Consider the following 15388-nt stretch of genomic DNA (forward strand, 5'->3'; position numbering starts at 1 on the left):
TGCGACCGCAGGATGACGGGCATGATTACCCCCACCAGGTCGAGGCTTCGGGGAGGGACGCGTGTGACGGCACCGGCGGAACAGGGCGGGCGGCTCGCGGGCCCGCTGTCCACCTCGGTCGGCAATCTCTGCCACCGGCTGCAGTCCCAGGTCTCCGCACGCACCGCGGCCGGCTTCGCCGAGGTGATGCGCCGGCTCGGCGCGCCACTGCAGGTGGCCGTGGCCGGCCGGATCAAGTCCGGTAAGTCCACCCTGGTCAACGCGCTGATCGGACGCCGCGTGGCGCCCACCGACGTGGGTGAGTGCACGCGGCTGGTGACCCGCTTCCAGTACGGCACGGTGGACCGCGTCGAGGTGGTGTTCACCGACGGCCGCAAGCAGGTGCTGCCGTTCGCGCCGGACGGCAGCATTCCCGCCGAGCTGGGCGTGAACATCGACGAGGTGTCGCACCTGGAGGCCTACCTGACCAACGCGGTGCTGCAGGGCATGACGGTGATCGACACGCCCGGCCTCGGCTCGCTCGACGCCGCGTCGGTGTCGCGGACCGAGGAGCTGCTCGGCGCGGCCAAGCACCGCAAGGACGGTGAAGACGGCGAGGAGACCGGCTCCGACGAGCTGGACGACACCTCCCGCAACGCGGTGGCCGGCGCCGAAGCCGTGCTCTACGTGGTCACCCAGGGCGTGCGTGCCGACGACCAGCAGGCGCTCGCCGCGTTCACCGCCGCCACGGCCAGCCGTGAGGCGGGCCCGGTGAACGCGATCGCCGTGCTCAACAAGGCCGACACGATCGCGCCCGAGTCGGTGGACGGCGCCGGGGACGACGTGTGGAAGGCGGCGACCATGCTCGCCGAGAAGCAGGCCGCCACGCTGAAGCCGCGGGTGGCCGACGTGCTGCCGGTGATCGGCCTGCTCGCCGAGTCCGCCGAGTCGGGTGCCTTCACCTCGGCCGACGCCGACGCGCTGCGCCAGCTCTCCGAGGTCGACGACGCCTCACTGGAGACCATGCTGATCTCCGCGGACATCTTCACCACCTGGGAGTGCGACGTCCCGTCCGGCATCCGGCTGCGGTTGCTGGAGAAGCTCGACCTGTACGGCATCCGCTGCGCGATCGAGGCGATCCGCGCCGAGCCGGAGATCACCGCGGGCGCGCTGCGCCGCAAGCTGCTCGACGCCTCCGGGCTGGCCGCCGTGCGTGCCCGGCTGGCCATGGTGTTCGCCGCGCGTGCCGACGGCATCAAGGCCGCCGCCGCGCTGGCTTCGGTGACCGCGCTCGCGCACGCCTCCGGCGACCCGGCCGAACGCCAGCGCGTGCACGACGCGATCGAGGTGCTGCTGGCCAAGCCCGAGGCGCACCAGCTGCGCCTGCTGGAGGCGCTGACCCTGGTCGCCTCCGGCGCGGTCGACATGCCGGAAGACCTCTCCGAAGAGGTGCTGCGGGTGGGCAGCAACGCCGACATCGGCGCCCAGCTCGGCATGCCCGGCCGCCCGCGCGCGGAACTGGCCGCCTACGCGCTCGAACGCGCCGGGTGGTGGCGGTCGTTCGCCTCCTTCGGCGCGACCCCGGCGCAGAGCCGGGTCGCGCACGTGGTGCACCGGGCGTACTTCCTCATCTGGCAGCAGATTCGGACCGATAGTCCGGCAGGCTGAGGTTCGAGCTGACCTCCTCTCCCGCCTTCAGCATCAGCTTGAGTAGCAGCTTGTTGCTCAGCGACTTGTTCCGCAGCCAGATGCCGAGCGCCGAGCGCGGTGCGAGGAACTTGCCCGTGCGGTCGCCGCCCTTCTGGCATTCCGTCGCGAAGTCCCGCAGCAGCCGCTCGTAGCGGGTGAACGCGGTGCGGTGGTCGGCCCGCGCCAGTTCCCCGGCCAGCACGTAGGCGGCGACCATCGCGGTGCCGGTGCCCATGCCGCCGAGCGTGGCGCCGCAGGCCGCGTCGCCGAGCAACGCGATCCGGCCGGTCGACCAGCTGGGCACGTCGGCGCGGCTGATCGAGTCGAAGTACAGCTCCTTCGCCGCCGGGAGCGTGCCGAGCAGTTCCGGCACCCGCCAGCCCATTCCGGCCAGCCCCTCGGCGATGAGCCGTTTCTGTTGCTCGACGTCCCGCCGGTCGTACGCCAGCTCCGGTGACGCGAACAGCACGTAACTGCCCGCCATCGCCGGGTTCAGGTGGTCGATCGCGGCCGAGGCGTACTTGCCCGGCGTGTTGTGCCCGACCGCGGCGTCACCCAGCCAGGACGGTGTCGGCAGTTCCCAGCCCGCGACGTAGTAACCGAGGTGGCTGACGAACCGGTCCTCGGGGCCGAAGGCCAGCCTGCGCACGTTCGAGTGCAGCCCGTCGGCGCCGACGACCAGGTCGAAGGTGCGTTCGGTGCCGCTTTCGAAGGTGACGTGCACGCCGTCGCCGGTGTCGGTCAGCGAGCTGATCGAATCGCCGTAGACGTACTCGGTGGTGTGGGCGCTGTGCTCCCGCAGGATCGCGGACAGGTCGGAGCGCCGGATCTCCACCGCGCCACCGGCGAATTCGACCGGCAGCTCCAGCAGCTTGCGGTCGTGCTCGTCGACGAACCGGATCGGCGTGCCGCCGGTCTGCTGGGTGCGGATCCGCTCGAGCACGCCCATCCGCTCCAGCACGGTCAGGTGCACTTCTCCGCGGAAGTCCACCGCGTACCCGCCCTCGCGCGGTGCCGGGGCGATCTCCACCACGGTCGGGTGAAAACCGTGGTGACCCAGCCAGTAGGCCAGTGCCGGTCCGGCCACGCTGGCGCCGGAGATCAGCACGTTCTTGCCGCTCATGCAGCTCCCTCAAACAGTATCCATCGGAAACAGTTATTACTGTGTACAGTGGAAGCAGTTGTCTGGCAAGCGGATTTCAGGGAGTGGCGGTGGCCCCGGGCGCCAAGTTGCTGTGGGAACCGCGCACGCCCGGCGCCCGCGGCCCGAAACCGGTGCTCAGCGTGGACCGGATCGTGGCGGTGGCGACCGAGGTGGCCGACGCCGAGGGCCTGGCCGCGGTGTCCATGCAGCGGGTCGCCGACGAGCTGGGCTTCACCAAGATGTCGCTCTACCGGCACGTGCCCGGCAAGGCCGACCTGGTCGCGGTGATGACCGACCGGGCCTTCGGCGAGCCGGTCGAGCTCGCCGACGGCGACTGGCGCACGCAACTGCGCGAATGGTGCCGGCTGATGTACGCCGCGCTGGAGCGGCACCCGTGGCTGCTCGACAGCTCCCTGTGCCCGCGCGTGTGGGGGCCGTTCGAGCTGGGCTGGGTCGAACGCGCGCTCGTCGCGCTCGAAGGCACCGGCCTGACCGGTGGCGAACGCCTGGACGCGGTCGCCACGCTGTCCGGTCACCTGCGCGCGATCGCCGAGCAGGCCAGGAACTCGGCCACGCCGGAAGCCGATTTCGCGCGCACCCTCGGCGCGCTGATGGCCGAGCACGCGGAGCGCTTCCCGTCGATGGCCGCGGCCATGGCGGAGGCGGCTGATGGTGGTCAGGACAACGCGCTCGACTTCGGCCTCGACCGCATCCTCGACGGTCTCGCCGTACTCATCGAGAGCCGCCGCACCCGCTGAGATACTTTCTCCGTCGACGGAATTCGGGGTGTGGGGGTGGCAGGGATGTCGTTGTGGTCCCGCAAGCACGACCAGGTCGACCCGGCCGAGGAGCCGACCAGCAAGATCACCGCGACCAGCCTCGCCGAAATCATCGGCTCGGTGGACGGAACCGAGTCGCGCCCCCCGGCGTCGGAACCCGATGTGGAGCCCGTAGGAGTGATCGTGCCCGGCGGGGACGTGGACCAGGCGTCCGTCGAACGGCAAACGCTGATCCAGCTGTGCCTGTACGCGCTGGACCGCGCGCGCAGCGGCGGCGTGGTGGAACGCCTGGAGCAGGGCCTGGCCGAGGTCGGGGTGCGGGCGCTGCGCCCGGACGGTGAGCGCTTCGACCCGGCGGTGCACGAGGCGGGCGGCGCGGTGCCGACCGAGGACCCGGCACTCGACGGCATCGTCGCGGAGACCGAGGTGGTCGGCTTCGCCGATCGCGACCGGCTCCTTCGTGCCCCGATTGTCACCGTCTACACGCGGAAATAGCTAAGGTCGGTGCGTGACCGCACCAGCCGCACTCGGATCGATCGGTAAGCCCACCCTGCCCGCGCAGGTGAAGCAGGCCAGGGAGACCCTGCTGGCACTGCTGCGCGAGCTGGATCCGCAGGCCGCCAAATGGGTGGACGACCTGCGCAAGGCGCGGCCGAAGAAACCGTCGGTGGTGGTGGTCGGCGAGACCAACCGCGGCAAGAGCTCACTGGTCAACGCGCTGCTGGCGATGCCGGGCCTGTCCCCGGTCGACGCGAACGTGGCCACCGCGACCTACCTGGTCTTCGAGCACGCCGAGGAGTGGTCGGCGCAGGCCTGCTACCCCGGTCAGCTGGCCCCGGTCGGGGTCGAGATGAACGAGCTGGTCCGCTGGGTGTCGGCGAGCCACGAGCTGCCGGAGGGCCAGCTCCCGCCGCGGTACGTCGAGGTGAGCGGCCCGGTCCCGCTGCTCGAGCGCGTGTCCATTGTGGACACCCCGGGGGTCGGTGGCCTGGACTCGATGCACGCCGAGCTGGCGATGGAGGCGGCGGCCAACGCCACCGCGCTGCTCTTCGTGGTGGACGCTTCGGCGCCGTTCACCTCCAGCGAGCTGAACTTCCTGCGCAGCATGGGCGACCGCGTGGAGACCGTGTTGTTCGCGCTGACCAAGACCGACCAGTTCCGCGGCTGGCGGCAGGTGCTCGACGCCGACCGCGAACTGCTCAACGAGCACGCGCCCCGGTTCGCCGACGCGGTGTTCCACCCGGTTTCGGCGCGCATGTTCGAGCTGGCCGCGAAGGCGCCGAACGAGCAGGCCAAGACCATGCTGCGGGAGCAGTCCGGGGTGGCCGCGCTGCAGTCGGCCATGCAGGAGATGCTGGTCGGCCGGTCGGCCATGCTCGGGGAGGCGAACACGCTGCGCGCGCTGTCCAGCGCACTCGCCGAGCAGCACTCGAAGCTGCAGGCCGAGCGCCGCGCGCTGTCCGCCGGCGAGGCCGAGGCCGAGGTGCTGCGTGAACGCCGCGACCAGCTCGCCGCCGAGCGCCGCTCGTCCACCCGCGGCTGGCAGCTGCGCCTGCGTGGCGAGATCCAGCGGACCAGGGTGGAGATCGGGCACGAGGGCAACCGGCAGATGCGCGACGCCCAGTCCTACTTCCGCCAGCAGATCGACGCGGCCAAGCGCGAGCAGATCCAGGAACTGCCCGGCCAGGTCGACGTCGCGCTGCAGACCATCTCGCAGCGCATGTCGCTGGCCTTGGCGCAGCGGCTCAACCAGGTGACCGACGTGGCGCTGGCCGAGCTGTTCTCACCGGAGGAGCTGGACGTCATCCGCGCCCAGTTCGCCAGGGCGGGCGGGCCGCCGGTGGTGCTGCGGCCGCCGGACAAGCGCCCGCCGACCGCCGAGGACAAGCTGCTGGTGTTCATGGGCGTGTCCGGCGGGGTCGGCGCGGGCAAGCTGGTGGCCGCGCCGCTGGCCGGGTTCGCCCTGTTCAACCCGGTGGTGCTGCCGGCCACCATCGTGATCGGGCTGGGCGCGGGCTGGTGGATGGCCAGGACCAGGCGGCACGCGGCGGACAAGCAGCACATGAAGCAGTGGCTGGTGGAGTCCATCGCGGACGCCCGCTCGACGCTGGACCAGCTGGTCGCCGAGCAGCTGATCGAGGCGGAGCAGCAGCTGTCGCTGGCGCTCGACGAGGCGCTCGGCCGCCGGATCGAGGCGATCGAGGCCGAGCTGAAGGAAGTCGACAAGACGATCAAGATGGGCACCCAGGAGCGCGCGAAGAAGCTCAGCCTGGTCACCAAGCGGATCACCCAGGTGAACGAGGGCCGCGAGCGCGCCGAAGGGTTCCTGTCCCGGATCCGGACGCTGAGGGACAAGACGTCGTGAACCAGCAGCCGTACTACGGACAGCAGCCCTACGGACAGCAGCCCTACGGGTATCCGCAACAGCCGCCGAAGAAGAGCCGGACCGGGCTGATCGTCGGCCTGGTGGTCGGGCTGGTGGTGCTGCTCGGCGGGGGTGCGGTGCTGCTGGTGGTGCTGCTGAGCGACAGCGGGACCAGCGGTGACCCGCGCGAGACCGCGCAGCAGTACGTGGACGCGGTGAACAACAGGGACGCCGAGCGGATCGTGGCGCTGAGCTGCTCGCTCAGCCCGCAGTACGTGGACGACATCCTCGAGGAGCTGACCGCCAAGGGGGTCGAGCTGACCCTGTCGCCGGAGGAGGGCACCGAGTCCGCCGCGAGCGCCGGGTTCTGGCTCGACGGCAAGCTGGCGAACCCGGACAGCTACGAGGACGGTGAGCTGCGCTACCGTCTCAACCTGGGCACCACGAACGACCGCTGGTGCGTGACGCTGGGGGCGCGGGGCCTGCCCGCGTAGTGCGCGTGACCCGGTTGGTTGTCGGAGTGACCGGCTGTTGTGCCGGGGAACCGAACCGGCATACGGTGAGTCATAACCGCTGAAGACAACATCCTTTGAGCTGCCGGGGCCACTCCTGGCGAAGGGGGAATTCCCGTGTGGGTCGACGAGAGCGGTGGCACCGACACCACCGACACCGCTGCCGCGGAAGAGATGACGGTGACCGTCGACGGCGAGGAGTACACCGCTGACGTCAACTTCGACATGAACGAAGACGGCGTCAACGACACCGCGACGATCGAGACCGAGGACGGTGGCGTCCAGGCCTTCGTCGACACCGACGCCGACGGCGACGCCGACGAGTTCATCGAGCTGGACGCGCAGGGCGAGGTGGTCTCCCACGCGGCGTACGACGAAGCGTCGGGTGACTGGGTGGACATCAGCTCCGGCGGTAGCACCGGTGACGACACCGACCCCGGCACCCAGACCGGGAGCGAAGGCGGGATCACCGCCGACCTGCCCGAGGGTGAGGTGGAGGTCGGACCGGCCACCGTGGACACCGACAACGACGGGGTCAACGACACCGCGATCGTGGAGGACTCCTCCGGCAACACCATCGGTTTCACCGACGTCGACGGCGACGGCGAGGCCGATCTTGCCGTGGTGATCGACTCCAGCGGGGCGTCCACCACCTACGAGCACACCGGCGACGGCGAGTGGACCGAGACCGGCAGCTCCAACGCGGTCGGCGAGCCCGCCGCCGCCTCCGCGAGCGACGCCGCCTGGGGTGGCGACGGCTCGCAGCCGGTGGAAGGGGTCGCCAAGATCGACTCCAGCACCGGGCAGTGGATCAGCCCCAACTGATCCGTCCTTTCGCCACGGCGGGCCCGGCACGCATCACGCGTGCCGGGCCCGCTTGTTGTTGCCCCGCCTGCGCCCAGCCCGCCTGCGCCACGGCCTGCCTGCGCCACGGCCTCCGCGTCTGCCCGGCCTCCGCGTTCGCCTGGCCCGCGTTCGCCTGCGCCCACCTCCGTGTTCGCCCGGCCTGTGTTCGCCTGGCCTCCGCCCGCGCCCAGCCCCGCGTCTGCCCGGCCCCCGCGTTCGCCTGGCCCGCGTTCCGCCTGCGGGCAGCCCCGCGTTCGCCTGGCCCGTGTTCGCCTGGCTCCGCGCCTCCGCCTGGCTCCGCGCGTTCGCCCGGCCTGTGTTCGCCTGGCCTCCGCCCGCGCCCAGCCCCGCGTCTGCCCGGCCCCCGCGTTCGCCTGGCCCGCGTTCCGCCTGCGGGCAGCCCTGCGTTCACCTGGCCCGTGTTCGCCTGGCTCCGCGCGTTCCGCCTGGCCTCCGCCCGCACCCAGCCCCGCGTTCGCCCGGCCCGCGTTCCCGCCTGCGGGCAGCCCCGCGTTCGCCTGGCCTCGCGTTCACCTTCGCCCGGCCCCCCGCATTCGTCCGGCCTCCGCCTCCGCACCACCCGCCTCCGCCCAGCCCGGCGTCCGCCCTCCGTCCCCCGCCCTCCGGCCTTCGCCGCTGGACACCGATGTGGCTTCCGGGGCGAAATCCGCCCCAAAAGCCACATTCGCGTCCAGTGCCCCCGGACGTCGCCCGCCGTGCTGGCCTTGTCCTCTCCGGACAATCGCGGCGGCCGATAAAACGGGCAAAACGCGGCCATAACGCGCGTTCGAGTGAGACGCAGCGCACTATTTCGAGTCGCGGAAGTGGCCTCCGGCCTGGGTGGGCCACCGGAAAAACTTTGCCGTTCGGCCGTTCCGGCGACAACTGAATCGATTCCCTTATCGTTCCTGTGAGAGAACCGACAGGCCACCTCTCGGTTACTCGGCGTCCATCCGGTTACTCTCCAAGAATCCCCAAACCAGCACACCGGTTCCGCAGCCGGTGTGCGAAGCCATTCGGTCGCCGGCGAAGGAGCCCGCCCCGGACGTCAGTTCGGTGTGGGCTTTTTCGTCGGAGTTCAGGAGAAGAGATGACTGCAGTAGCCATCCCCGGACTCGACGCCGCCCCGACCACGCACAGCAAGGTCCTGGCGTGGGTGCGGGAGGTCGCTGAGCTGACCACGCCCGACCGAGTGGTGTGGGTGGACGGGTCCGAAGAGGAGTCCGCGCGGATCAACGCCGAACTGGTCGAGGCCGGCACCTTCGTGCCGCTCAAGGCCAAGCCGAACTCGTTCTGGGCCGCCTCCGACCCGGACGACGTCGCCCGCGTCGAGGAGCGCACGTTCATCTGTTCCGAGCGCGAGGAAGACGCCGGGCCGACGAACAACTGGGCGCACCCCGGTGAGATGAAGGCGACCATGACCGAGCTGTACCGCGGGTGCATGCGGGGTCGCACGATGTACGTCATCCCGTTCTGCATGGGGCCGCTCGGCGACGACGACCCGAAGCTCGGCATCGAGATCACCGACTTCGCCTACGTGGTCGCCTCGATGCGCGTGATGACCAGGATGGGGCAGGCGGCGCTGGACAAGTTCGTCACCGAGGACGGCACCGAGCGCGAGTTCGTGCCCGCGCTGCACTCGGTCGGCGCCCCGCTCGGCCCCGGCGAGCAGGACGTGCCGTGGCCGTGCAACTCGACCAAGTACATCACCCACTTCCCCGAGGAGCGGATGATCTGGAGCTACGGCTCCGGCTACGGCGGCAACTCGCTGCTCGGCAAGAAGTGCTACTCGCTGCGGATCGCGTCGGTGATGGCCCGTGACGAGGGCTGGCTCGCCGAGCACATGCTGATCCTGAAGCTGATCTCGCCCGAGGACAAGGCGTACTACATCGCCGCCGCGTTCCCCAGCGCCTGCGGCAAGACCAACCTGGCCATGCTGCAGCCGACCATTCCCGGCTGGCGCGTGGAGACCCTCGGCGACGACATCGCCTGGATGCGCTTCGGTGAGGACGGCCGCCTGTACGCGGTCAACCCCGAGTTCGGCTTCTTCGGCGTCGCGCCGGGCACCAACTGGCACACCAACCCGAACGCCATGCGCACCATCGAGCAGGGCAACTCGGTGTTCACCAACGTCGCGCTGACCGACGACGGCGACATCTGGTGGGAGGGCATGGAGGGCACGCCCGAGCACGCCACCTCCTGGAAGAAGCAGGAGTGGACGCCGGAGTCCGAGGAGAAGGCGGCCCATCCGAACTCCCGCTACTGCACGCCGATGTCGCAGTGCCCGATCCTGGCGCCGGAGTGGGACGACCCGAAGGGCGTGCCGATCTCGGCGATCCTGTTCGGCGGCCGCCGCGCCACCACGGTGCCGCTGGTCACCGAGTCGCGCGACTGGCAGCACGGCGTGTTCATGGGCGCCACCATGTCCTCGGAGAAGACCGCCGCCGCCGCGGGCAAGGTCGGCGAGGTCCGGCGCGACCCGATGGCGATGCTGCCGTTCCTCGGTTACCACGCCGCCGACTACTTCAAGCACTGGATCTCGCTCGGCAAGGACGCCGACGCGGCGAAGCTGCCGAAGATCTTCTACGTGAACTGGTTCCGCCGCGGCGACGACAAGCGCTTCCTGTGGCCGGGATTCGGCGAGAACTCGCGCGTGCTGAAGTGGGTCATCGGCCGCATCGAGGGCGAGGCCTCGGCCACCGAGACCCCGATCGGCTGGGTGCCGACCGCCGACGACCTCGACATCGAGGGCATCGAGGAGCCCAAGTCCGACGTCGAGGAAGCCCTGCGCGTGGACCCCGAGGAGTGGCGCCAGGAGCTGCCGCTGATCGAGGAGTGGTTCGCGAAGATCGGCGACAAGGTGCCGTCCAACCTGCACGACGAGCTGGCTGCGCTGCGCCAGCGCCTCGGCTGAGGCTCCGCGACACCAAAACGGCCCGCCTGCCCGGCGGGCCGTTTTCGCGTTCCGGGCCCACCGTGTTGATTGTCGGCCTTAATAGCCCTTTTGGACATTTTTTCGGCCAAAAGGGCTATTCGATTCCGGCCGGGGAATCGCGAGTATGGTCGCCGCATGGGGATCATCACCGAATCCATGGGAATCCGCGTGGGCAGGCAATGGCTGTTCCGCGGGCTCGACTGCGCGGTGGGTCCGGGTGAGTGCCTCGCACTGGTCGGCCCGAACGGCAGCGGGAAATCGAGCCTGCTGCGCGTTCTTTACGGTATGCAGGCGCCAACCGAAGGACGGGTGGAGGTGGCCGGGCAAATTCCCGACGAGCGCAGTGTGGCGTTCCGGCGGCGGGTTTCGGTGCTGCTGGACGATTCCGACGTGTTCGCCGAACTGACCCCGGAGCAGCACATCGAACTGCTCGCCGGGAGCTTCGGTACCGAAACCGATGGGGCGCGGCTGCTCGCGGAGGCCGGGCTCGGGGAACGGGCCGGAGTGGCGGCGGGCAGCCTTTCGGCCGGGCAGCGGCGGCGCCTGATGCTGCTCGGCGCCACCGCCAGGCCGTTCGAGGTACTGTTGCTCGACGAACCCGAACGCGCGCTCGACGCCGACGGCCGCGACTGGCTGGCCGGGCTGGTGCGGCGAGCCAAGGAGGACGGTGCCGCGATCGTGCTGGCCACCCACCACCAGCCCCTGCTGGAGACCGCGGAGTCGGTGATCACCCTTCCCGGCGCCGAATGACCACTACCCCGGCCCGGGTCCGCATTCCCGGGCGGCCGCGGTTCGGTGGCGTGTTCAGCGGTGACACCACCAGCTTCCTGGTGCTCTTCGGACTCGGCGCGCTGGGCACCGCCTTCGCCAAGCTCCCGTGGTGGCGGCGGTTCCTGCTCGGTTCGGAGTCCACTGTGGACTATTCCGGGCTGGTGGCGGTGGTGCTGGTGCTGTCCGCGCTGGCCGCCCGCTCGCAGCTGCGCCGGGGTTATCGCTGGGCCGACCCGTCGGAGCTGACCTGGCTCGAGGTGGACCGCGTGCCCGCGCTCGGCGCCCGGGTCTGGCGGGTGTGGCTGGGCTGGCTGCTCGCCGTCGGGTACGCGACCGCGCTCGGCGCCGCCGTCTACCGCGCGCCGTCCGAGGTGTGGACCGCCGCCGGGTTGCTGCTGGCCGGGAGCGCGGCGCTGACCCTGGCGCTGGCGCGGCGTCCGGTCGAGACCGGCAACGCGGCCGGGCCGGTCGCGCTGGCCGGGTCCGGGGTGCTGGTGGCGCTGGCGAGCCCGCCACCGATCGTGCTGTCGGGCTTCGGGGTGGCGCTGCTGCTGGCCGCGGTGGTGCTGGCGTGGGGCTCCGGTTCGCCGCTGCGACCGCTCGCCGCCCAGGTGGCTGGCCGCGAGGAGCTGGTCGCCGCGTGGCGCGAACGGGTGGTTCGCGTGGTTGCGGTGAGTTTCCTCGACCCGCTGCTGATGCTCCCTTCGGCGCGGCCGGTCGGCGTGCGGGTTACGTCGATCCGGTGGTTGGCGCTGGCCGGGGTGCTCGGGCGCCGCCGGTACACCGCGGCCGCGGTGCTGCTGGCCTGCGCGGCCGGGGTGGCCAAGCTGGCGTTCCCGGCGTTGCCCGAGGTCGCGGTGGTCGCGGTGGCGGTGTACGCGGCGCTCATGCCGTTCGCCGGTGGCATCGGCGAGCTGTGGCGCAGTCCCGGCCTCCGCCGCTGGCTCGACGACCGTGACCTGCGCATCCGAGCCGCGCACGCGCTGGTCTTCGGTGGCCTGGTGGTGGCGTGGGCGGCGGTGCTCGCGCTGGTGGTGGCGTTGCTCGGGGTGTCGTTCGACCCGGCCGCGTGGCTGGTGCTGCCGCTGGCCGCGGCCGCGGTGCTGCGCACCGCGACCCGGCCGCCGATCAGCTACGACAACGTCGGCGTCACCGACACCCCGTTCGGGCAGGCACCGGTCCGGCTGGTCACCCAGGCGATCCGGGGACCCGACCTCGCCCTGGTCGGCGTACTGCTACTCAGCGTGGCACCGATCGGCCCGGTTCCGGTGGTGGTGATCCTGGCCCTGACCGCGTGGTCCTGCCTGCGCTGAGCACCCGGGTTAGTCTCGGGGCGGCGAAGGGAGATCACCGTGGGTGGTGGGCACGCAGCGGGAACCGGTCGGCGGGCGACCACCGAATTCCCGGCCGCCTGGTCCGGCAGCCGGATCCTCGAGCTGGTCACCGACGTGGCCAACCGGCCGGACGAGCCGCCGCGGCGGCTGCGCAACGGCCGCTGGCGGGCGGCGGGCGTGCGCGAGGGCGTGTCGATCGTGGTGCTGGTCGAGCCGGACGGCCGGGTGCACACCGGCTTCCCGACCGCGGGCCCCGGCGTGGTGCGCAATCCGGACACCGCGGCCGACCCGGCCAATCCGACCGTCGCCGACCTCACCGAGAGCCGGGTCAGCTTCTACGCCGAAAAGCTGATCACGCAGCTGGCGAACCGGGTGCCCTCGGTGGAGCTGGCGGCCTACCACGAGCTGTACGTGGCCGGTGAGTGGGAAGAACTGGTCGACGTGCTCGCCGCGCACCTGATCGCCGACCGCACGCCGCTGACCGTGGACGAACTGGCCGACTTCGAGCGGCTGCTCAATTCGTACGACACCCCGCAGCCCGGCTGCCACTTCCTGAACGACCGCGAGCGCGTGCTCGCCGCGCTGCAGCCCGGCTCTGTGCCGCGCTAGGACACCCTGGTCAGCGGTTCTTCCGGCTCGGCGGCCTCGCGCAGCACGTCCAGCGGCAACCGCACCGCGGCGGCGATGGCCGTGACGGTGAAGAAGGCCGGCGTCGGGATGCGCCCGGTCTCGATCTTGCGCAGGGTCTCCACCGAGATCCCGGCTTCGGCGGCCACCTCGACCATGCTCCGGGCCCCACGCGCCTCCCGCAGCGCGGCGCCGAGCCGCTCGCCGCGTACTCGCTCTGCCTCGGTCAACGGAACCCGCACCATGCGCTCCATCCTAGCTGTCCACACCATCCCCAGGCTGTGGACAACTCTGTGCACAGGTTGGGGGTAACTCGGCCGCAACCTGAACGACACCCAAAATCTTGTATCCAGCCGCCCGCGTCGCACGTCTCTCTAGTAACGGCCCCGCTCGAAACCATCCCCAGGAGGAGGTCGAAGGTCGTGATCGCGGGTTTGGCGCTGCTGGTCCTCGGACTCGGGGTGACGCTGCTGGTACTGGCCAGCGGCGCGCTCCGCCACGAGCAACCCTGCATGCGCGCGGAAAAAAGCCCCGCCGAGCGTGAACTCGGCGGGGCCTGGATCCCTCGGCCGCGAAGCGGCTGAAGCGGCTGAAACCAGCCGAACTGGCTGCTTACGCGCCGGCGGGCACCGGCAGCGGCAGGCCGGGCAGGCTCTGGTCGTTCGGCACGATGCCGTCCACCAGGTACTCCTCCACGACCTTGTCCACCGGCGCGTTGCCACCGGCGTAGATGCCGTGGTCACCCTCGTCGGTGACGGTCAGCATGCGCGAGTTGGCGAACGCCGCGTGCGCGCGCTGCGCCCCTTCGAGCGGGGTCGCCGGGTCGTGCACCGACTGCACGATGACCACCGGGGGCACGCCCTGGCCGTTGACCTTGGGCAGCGCGATCGGCTTGTTCTTCCAGAAGATGCACGGCTGGATCAGCCAGCCCGCACCGAGCAGCGGCAGGTCCTGGTCGATCAGCTTCTGCGACTGCTTGATCACGCTGCTGCGGTTCCCGGTCCACGGGCCCTCGTTGCACGGGATGGACCAGAAGCTCGCGTCGTAGGCGTCGTCGTAGTCGGTCGGCACCATCAGCGGCTGCGGCCCGATCACGTCCTTGCTGGACTGCTCCGCCTTGACCTTCCGCGCCGCGGCCGACTTCTGGTCGGCGGTGGTGCTGCCCTCGGTCAGCGTGCGCACGGCCACCAGGTACTCGGCGAGCACCGGGAAGTTCCGCTTGGCGTAGAGGTAACCGGGAATGGTCGAGTCGAGCTTGGCCGCGCTGACCTTCTCGCCGTCCAGCTCGACCGGGTTCTGCGTGAGCGAGGCGCGAACCTGCTCGTAGGTCTGGCGCGCGGCCTCACCGGTGTTGCCGAAGTGGTAGATCGAGTCGTACTTGGCCAGCCACGGCAGGAAGTCCTGCCGCCAGCGGCGCTCGAAGCCCAGCGGCTGCCAGTCGAACGACTTCTGCCAGGTGGTGGTGAACTCGGTGGCCGAGTCCAGCACGAACCGGCCGACGCGGGTCGGGAAGTGGGTGGCGTAGTGCGCGCCCATCCAGGTGCCCGCCGAGTAACCAACCCAGTTGATCTTGTCGCGCTTGAGCAGCACGCGCAGCAGGTCGATGTCGCGGGTGGTCTGGTAGGTGTTGATCAGCGGACCCAGCTCGCCGGACTTCACCTGGCACGAGTCCGCCGCGTACTTGGTGGCGTCCAGGATCAGGTTCAGGTTCGGCAGGGACCGGTCACGCGGGTCCAGGTCACCACCGGTGCCGATGGCGCCACCGCAGGTGATGTTGGTGCTCTTGCCGGTACCGCGCGGGTCGAAGCCGACGATCTCCTGGCTCGCGCGCAGCTTGCTCTGGTTGCGCAGCCGGGTCGGGAAGCTGCGGCCGGGCGCGCCGGGACCACCGGGATTGGTGATCACGCTGGCGGTGGCCTCGCCACCGGTCGCCTTGAGCCTGCTCACCGCGATGGTCAGGTCGATCTTGTCGCCGGTGCGGTCCCAGTTGCGCGGGGTCCGGTAGGTCGCGCACTCGATGCCCTCCGCCCCGGGCGGCGGCGCGGTGGGCAGCTCGTCACCGGTGCAGGTGTGCCAGTCCAGCACCTGGCCGGCGTACTCCGCCGGGATGCCGGTCGAGTTCAGCGGTTGCGCCCCGGCCGCGGCCGGCGCGGCCAGTGCCGGGGTGACCCCGGCCAGCAGGCCGCCCGCCACCATCGGGATGACCACGGCTGTGCGCAGTCTTTTCATGTGTTGCCCCACTTGTCTCTTCGGTGTGCCGGTCACACAGTGTCGTTTGCACGGGGGACGACCCCCGGACCCCCGAACTGCTCTTTGCCCGTTTCCGAGCTGGGTCAAAAAGTCAATGGCGGGTCATTGATATCGGCCGGTGACACCCGGCGGCAACGGCCGTTCGTCGGATATCGGC

14 protein-coding genes are annotated in these 15388 nt (G+C 70.8%); 11 read left to right on the forward strand and 3 right to left on the reverse strand.

The features are described 5' to 3' along the window. The first annotated feature begins 21 nt into the window (after positions 1-21). A complete protein-coding gene (locus A4R43_RS31365; protein WP_472240945.1) occupies positions 22-1647 on the forward strand; it encodes a dynamin family protein in 1626 nt (541 codons plus the stop codon). Here the strand turns inward: A4R43_RS31365 and A4R43_RS31370 are convergent. Next, entirely contained in the window at positions 1607-2791 is a 1185-nt protein-coding gene (locus tag A4R43_RS31370; RefSeq protein WP_113695385.1) for an FAD-dependent monooxygenase, read from the reverse strand. The genes A4R43_RS31365 and A4R43_RS31370 overlap by 41 nt on opposite strands. A gap of 89 nt (positions 2792-2880) precedes the next feature. Between A4R43_RS31370 and A4R43_RS31375 the strand changes: the two genes are divergently transcribed. The 9 genes from A4R43_RS31375 (at position 2881) to A4R43_RS31415 (ending at position 12963) form a co-directional block, all read left to right on the forward strand. Then, positions 2881-3570, forward strand: a complete 690-nt coding sequence (locus A4R43_RS31375; protein WP_236808395.1) for a TetR/AcrR family transcriptional regulator — start codon at positions 2881-2883, stop codon at positions 3568-3570. A 45-nt stretch (positions 3571-3615) separates the two neighbouring features. After that, on the forward strand, positions 3616-4086 hold the full coding sequence (locus A4R43_RS31380; RefSeq protein WP_113695387.1) for a nucleotide exchange factor GrpE: 471 nt from the start codon (positions 3616-3618) through the stop codon (positions 4084-4086). A 13-nt stretch (positions 4087-4099) separates the two neighbouring features. Next, a complete protein-coding gene (locus A4R43_RS31385; RefSeq protein WP_113695388.1) occupies positions 4100-5956 on the forward strand; it encodes a dynamin family protein in 1857 nt (618 codons plus the stop codon). After that, on the forward strand, positions 5953-6450 hold the full coding sequence (locus A4R43_RS31390; RefSeq protein ID WP_113695389.1) for a hypothetical protein: 498 nt from the start codon (positions 5953-5955) through the stop codon (positions 6448-6450). The genes A4R43_RS31385 and A4R43_RS31390 overlap by 4 nt, the downstream gene beginning before the upstream one ends. Positions 6451-6585: 135 nt before the next feature. After that, complete coding sequence (locus A4R43_RS31395; RefSeq protein WP_113695390.1) at positions 6586-7293, forward strand: DUF6802 family protein; 708 nt, start codon at positions 6586-6588, stop codon at positions 7291-7293. Between the two features lie 1111 nt (positions 7294-8404). After that, the gene (locus tag A4R43_RS31400; protein ID WP_113695391.1) at positions 8405-10228 is read left to right on the forward strand and encodes a phosphoenolpyruvate carboxykinase (GTP); all 1824 of its coding nucleotides are present in this window, start codon (positions 8405-8407) and stop codon (positions 10226-10228) included. 156 nt (positions 10229-10384) lie between these two features. Next, the gene (locus tag A4R43_RS31405; protein ID WP_113695392.1) at positions 10385-10999 is read left to right on the forward strand and encodes an ABC transporter ATP-binding protein; all 615 of its coding nucleotides are present in this window, start codon (positions 10385-10387) and stop codon (positions 10997-10999) included. Next, positions 10996-12333 (forward strand): hypothetical protein, encoded by a 1338-nt coding sequence (locus A4R43_RS31410; protein ID WP_113695393.1) that lies wholly within the window; start codon positions 10996-10998, stop codon positions 12331-12333. Before A4R43_RS31405 ends, A4R43_RS31410 begins: the two co-directional genes overlap by 4 nt. 39 nt (positions 12334-12372) lie before the next feature. Beyond that, the gene (locus A4R43_RS31415) at positions 12373-12963 is read left to right on the forward strand and encodes an EndoU domain-containing protein (RefSeq protein ID WP_113695394.1); all 591 of its coding nucleotides are present in this window, start codon (positions 12373-12375) and stop codon (positions 12961-12963) included. On the opposite strand, the gene A4R43_RS31420 is transcribed toward A4R43_RS31415, so the two are convergent. Next, positions 12960-13226: a helix-turn-helix domain-containing protein gene (locus tag A4R43_RS31420; protein WP_113698003.1), complete on the reverse strand. Its 267-nt coding sequence runs from the start codon at positions 13224-13226 to the stop codon at positions 12960-12962. The genes A4R43_RS31415 and A4R43_RS31420 overlap by 4 nt on opposite strands. A gap of 177 nt (positions 13227-13403) precedes the next feature. On the opposite strand from A4R43_RS31420, the gene A4R43_RS42970 reads away from it, so the two are divergent. Beyond that, positions 13404-13565 (forward strand): hypothetical protein, encoded by a 162-nt coding sequence (locus A4R43_RS42970; protein ID WP_162788653.1) that lies wholly within the window; start codon positions 13404-13406, stop codon positions 13563-13565. A gap of 28 nt (positions 13566-13593) precedes the next feature. Here A4R43_RS42970 and A4R43_RS31425 read toward each other — a convergent pair whose 3' ends face one another. Beyond that, positions 13594-15210 carry an alpha/beta hydrolase gene (locus A4R43_RS31425; RefSeq protein WP_113695395.1) on the reverse strand — a complete coding sequence of 539 codons (1617 nt, stop codon included), beginning with the start codon at positions 15208-15210 and terminating at the stop codon, positions 13594-13596. Positions 15211-15388: the final 178 nt, after the last annotated feature.

This window comes from Amycolatopsis albispora (assembly GCF_003312875.1).
Taxonomy (GTDB): domain Bacteria; phylum Actinomycetota; class Actinomycetes; order Mycobacteriales; family Pseudonocardiaceae; genus Amycolatopsis; species Amycolatopsis albispora.